Source organism: Protofrankia sp. Cr1 (assembly GCF_963555865.1).
Taxonomy (GTDB): domain Bacteria; phylum Actinomycetota; class Actinomycetes; order Frankiales; family Frankiaceae; genus Protofrankia.
Map to the genome: position 1 here is coordinate 3,098 of NZ_CAUVXO010000039.1, position 2,363 is coordinate 5,460.

1 protein-coding gene is annotated in these 2,363 nt (G+C 68.2%); it reads left to right on the top strand.

Annotation, left to right across the window (positions count from 1 at the left end):
• Positions 1-327: 327 nt before the first annotated feature.
• A partial coding sequence (locus tag U9980_RS06040) for a hypothetical protein (RefSeq protein WP_322767032.1) occupies positions 328-2,363 on the top strand: 2,036 nt, incomplete at its 3' end.

The window sequence follows — 2,363 nt, forward strand, 5'->3', positions numbered from 1 at the left end:
GGTTCCCGCGACCCGGGGATTCCACCGGGGTTTCACGGGGATTCGCTCGGTGGGAGTTTTCTCCAGGGACGGTGACCCGGTGTTTTCCCCGGGTCGGGCAGGAGACAGAAACCAGGGCTGGTGCATTCTGTCCGGTAGGTTATAGCGTGCTGTCCGTCACCTGGCTGACCAGTCTCGCGAACCGTTTCATCGTATTCTCCTGGCCTTCATTCGAATAGTTCCACGAAACACCTGCCGGGACGGAACGGAACGACATCCCAAGTCCCGCCAGATATACCGTCACCGGTTCGCCAGCTGGTCATCCGTGTATCGAGCAGGAGGACTGACATGCCAGCAACCGAGTCGAGTGAATCCACCGTCGTCGCATTACCGGTACCACGTGAAAGGCACAATTTCCGCTGGCTGCTCGCAGCGAACCCGAACTATTTCGGGTCCGCGCCCGACCTCGGCTTCGAGGCCGTCGAGCAGAAGAAGGGCGACACGGCCTTCGAGGGGCTTTCCTGTGTGGCCTACCAGCAGCGTCGCGACCGCATCGAGGCGACCCTGCTGGTCAAACGGGCATCGGGCTACCGCGGCGGGCTGTGCACCGCCGGATCCTTCGAGTACGTACGGTTCTACATCGACTACGGCAGCGGCTGGTCGGACGCGGGGATGGCTGCCGTCAACGTCCACGACATCCCCGTCGGGCGGGACTGCCAGCGCGAGCCCACCCACCCGCTCAGCTATACCTGCGGCGTCGCCCACACCCCGTCCCGCGACTGGTGCGGACGTCCGGTGCTGCCGCTGGTGCGGGCGATCCTGTCGTGGGAGCTGCCCCCACCCCCGGGGCAGCCGGACTGGCAGCCGATCTGGGGCGACGTCCACGAGTGCCGGGTCCAGATCTCGCCACGCCGGTTCGTGTTCGGCGACATCGTTGAGCACCTGCCCGCCGACCTGGTCACCCAGCTTCCGCGCCACGTCGTCGAGCAACCCCCGGTACCCGGCCCCGACCCCGAGCCGCAGCAACCACTCGGACTGGAGCTGCTCGCCCGGAGTTACCAACCCGACGACGTACCGCCGCACCGCTTCGCCTTCCCGGCGTTGGCGGCGACGGCGTCTGCACCGTTGGCCGATCCGGGCACCCTGGCGGGCTCGGCGGTCGTCGCGAAAGCGGCCGGTGTCGACCTCGCCGCCGTGCTGAAGACGGTCGATGACGTCTCCGGCAACACCACCTACGAGCAGCTGGAGTGCCTCGGCCTCGACAGCGGGTGCTCGGCCCTGGTCGCATCCTTGCGGGTCAACAAGTCCGCCGGTTACTCCGGCCCGCCATGCAGAGCCGGCAGCCAGGAGTACGTCGCGTTCTGGGCGCAGTGGGGTGCGGATTGCGGCTTCACCTATCTGGGAACGGTTGCGGTCAACGTTCACGACTATCCCGATGTCAGGGACGGCCTGTGCTATGCGGCCATCCTGCCCGTGGACCTGGGAGCGCTGCGGCGCGACTGTACCCATCCCATGATCGGACGGGTGCGCGCGGTGCTGTCGTGGGCGACCGCGCCGTCCACGACGGATCCCGACGCCGTGCCTGTATGGGGTAACCGGATCGACCGGCATGTGCAGGTCGAGCCCGGCCGGCCCTACGACGGCACGGCGCGCTTCACGATCGTGGGTGGGGTTGCCGCGAGTGATGTCGACCTGGTCAGTGGCCTGACCGTGCCGGGAGCCGTGCTCGGGACGTCGACCGTGCTGCTGCCGTCGGACTGCCCGTTCGCCGGCCGGGTCGAGTTGCACGGGCCGCCGGACCCGGCGCTGGTGGGTCATCAGTACCGCATCCGCGCAACCAATGTGGACAGCGGCGGCAGCATCCTGCTGACGACGCCGTTCTCCGTGGTAGACGGTAACGGCGCGCATGGGATTGTGACACCAGACCCGGTCAACGGTTGGGTGCCGTGGCCGTCATGGGTGGTCAACACGACCGGGGTGCTGGGCGTGTCCGCACCCGGTGGTGACGACCGGTGGGACTTCACCCTGGAGCTCGATACTCCCGGAAACGTCGTCGACACCGCTCGGGTGCAGTTGGACAACACCGTTAACGGCGTCGCGCTGGCCACCGACACCGTGAACGCGGGCGACCTGGAGCTGTTCACCGCGGGCGCCTGCCGGCTGCCGCGCGGACCGCTGGGCGGCCGGTTCGTCGCCCGGGACCGGCACTTCGAAGCCTGGTCGATCTCGGTGCTGGGCGGCCCGGGTGGGTCGATCCCGCCGACCCCGCTCACGGTCGGCATCACGACCGGCACCCAGACGCCGTTCACCGGGGCACCGTTCACGCTGGACCTGTCCAGCCTCGCCCCGTGCGGGTATGTGGTCCGCCTGACCATCGTCGACCG